General features: G+C 70.5%; 3 protein-coding genes. 2 read left to right on the top strand and 1 reads right to left on the bottom strand.

Annotated elements, in window-relative coordinates; all coding sequences use genetic code 11:
* Positions 1-664, top strand: a 664-nt coding sequence (locus tag MXD58_RS26585; protein ID WP_250610522.1) for an ACT domain-containing protein, incomplete at its 5' end; no start/stop codon positions are given.
* 457 nt (positions 665-1,121) lie between these two features.
* Positions 1,122-1,451 (top strand): divalent-cation tolerance protein CutA, encoded by a 330-nt coding sequence (gene cutA, locus MXD58_RS26580; protein WP_248840099.1) that lies wholly within the window; start codon positions 1,122-1,124, stop codon positions 1,449-1,451.
* 85 nt (positions 1,452-1,536) lie between these two features.
* Here the strand turns inward: cutA and MXD58_RS26575 are convergent.
* The coding region (locus MXD58_RS26575; protein WP_518478699.1) for an NsdA family TPR-like regulatory protein at positions 1,537-1,933 on the bottom strand (397 nt) is incomplete at its 5' end.

Genomic DNA, 1,933 nt, shown 5'->3' with positions numbered 1-1,933 from the left:
GGCCGGCTCGGCCGAACCGGCCGGTGGGAACGTCCGGTCGGCTCGCCGCCGTGGCGCCGATTCCCGGCCGCCGGCGCGGTCGACCGGGCGGCGGGGCACGCCGAACCTCTCCGCCCTCGCCGATGACGGCACAGGAACGTGTACGCCGGTCCGGCTGGCGCGATGTTGTCTTCCGCTGCCGGGCGACGCGGTCGTCGGCCTCACCACCCATGGCAGCTCGGTGTCGCTGCACCGCCGGGAGTGCCAGAACGCTGCCGAGGCGCGCGCCGAGCGGGAACGTGTCCCGGTGGTCGCCTGGTCCGCCCCCGAGATCGCGATCTTCCCGGTCGAGATCGCCGTCGAGGCGTTCGACCGCTACGGGCTGCTCGCCGACATCACCGAGGTCCTTTCCGAGACGTCCGTGCCGGTCCGGGCCGCGTCCACCGCCACCTCCGACGACCGCGTGGCCCACGCCCGCTTCACGATCGAGGTGACCGGGCCCGAGCAGCTCCTCGCGGTGCTCGGCGTCGTCCGCGGCGTCGGCGGGGTCTACGACTGCTTCCGCGCCTGCCCCACCCAGAGCCAGGCCCCCGCCGGCGAGCCGGCTTCCGCGCGCGTCGCCCAGGCGGCCGCCCCGGACGTCGCCGAGCCGGCGGGCGACCGCTCAGACTCGATCGCCGGGTAACACCCGGCCGCGGGACAGCTCCGCTCGTCAACTCCGCAGGCATCACCCGGACCCCACCGGGGGGCCATGGGCGGGACAACCACTTCCGGGGGATCGACAACCACTCCCGAGGCGTTACGGAGAGCCGCCAGCGCTGCGGTGAGTGACCGTCCGGGTGCCGGTATCGCGCCGCGAACCTCCCTTCCGTTCGGTCGCCCGCGGACGTCCATTGTCGGCGCACCGATCCGGAGCCCCGCCCGGTTTGCGCCCAGCGTGGTGCGACAACCCCGGAAGGTGCCCTCCGCTGACACGATTCGTAAACGTGATGTATCGGTTCTCTGTCGTTCCGGGCGGGTAGGCGTGGAATGTCGGAAGGGTAATGCTGTTCGTTCCGCTGCGCACCGAAAATTCAACGGCGACGTGGGTCGATCGATGTAGAGTATTGCGGGTATCCCTTGTTTTTCGGATGGGAGTGCGCGTGGGTCACCTGCAGGTCATCGTCAGTATCGACTCCCGGGATGGCGCCGAACGAATCGCCCGGGAGCTGGTCGAGGCCCGCCTGGCCGCCTGTTTCCAGGTCCTCGGCCCGATGAGAAGCATCTTCCGGTGGAACGGCGAGATCGAAGCGGCCGATGAATGGCTCTGTCTGGCGAAAACGACCACCGAGCGATTCGAAGAGCTTCGAGAGCGTCTCGTCGCGCTTCATCCGTATGACATTCCGGAGATCATTGCCACTCCGATAGTCGCTGGGCACGCCGACTATCTGGAGTGGATCAGCGTGGAGACCACGCCCAGCGTTCGGGGCTGACTCTCCAGCACGCGGGGCTGACCCTCCTGCGTGCCCGGCCCCCTGCGTGCCCGGCCCCCTGCGTGCCCGGCCCCCTTCCGCTGGCTCAGAGCAGCGCGTGCAGCTGGTCGTCCAGGTCCCGCACGGCGTGGGTGTGCTGCCAGGGCCGCAGGTGCTCGCGGGTGCGCCGGACGCGGGCGAGGCCGAGCGAGAAATCCGTCTGTGCCACGATCGACAGGGATTCTGCCGCGAAATGGCAGGCGGCCTCGATCTCCCGGCGCTGGACATGAACCTCGGCTATGTCACTCAACAACAACGACCGCTTCTTCGTGGCCCCGGGGCCGGCCGCGCGCAACGCGTCGGTGGCCGCCGCGTAGGCCGCGGCCGGGCGGCGCAGCCTCGTGTAGGTGGTGACCTTCAGGCCGTCCAGCCGGCCCCGGTCGAAGAAATGCGTCCATACCCGACCGCCGTCGGGCTCGCCCCGCTCGAACGCGTCCTGGGCC

Source organism: Frankia sp. AgKG'84/4 (genome assembly GCF_023242965.2).
In the GTDB taxonomy this organism is placed as follows: Bacteria; Actinomycetota; Actinomycetes; order Frankiales; family Frankiaceae; genus Frankia.
The sequence above is the reverse complement of the archived record's forward strand: the minus strand, read 5'-3'. Positions and strand labels throughout refer to the sequence as shown.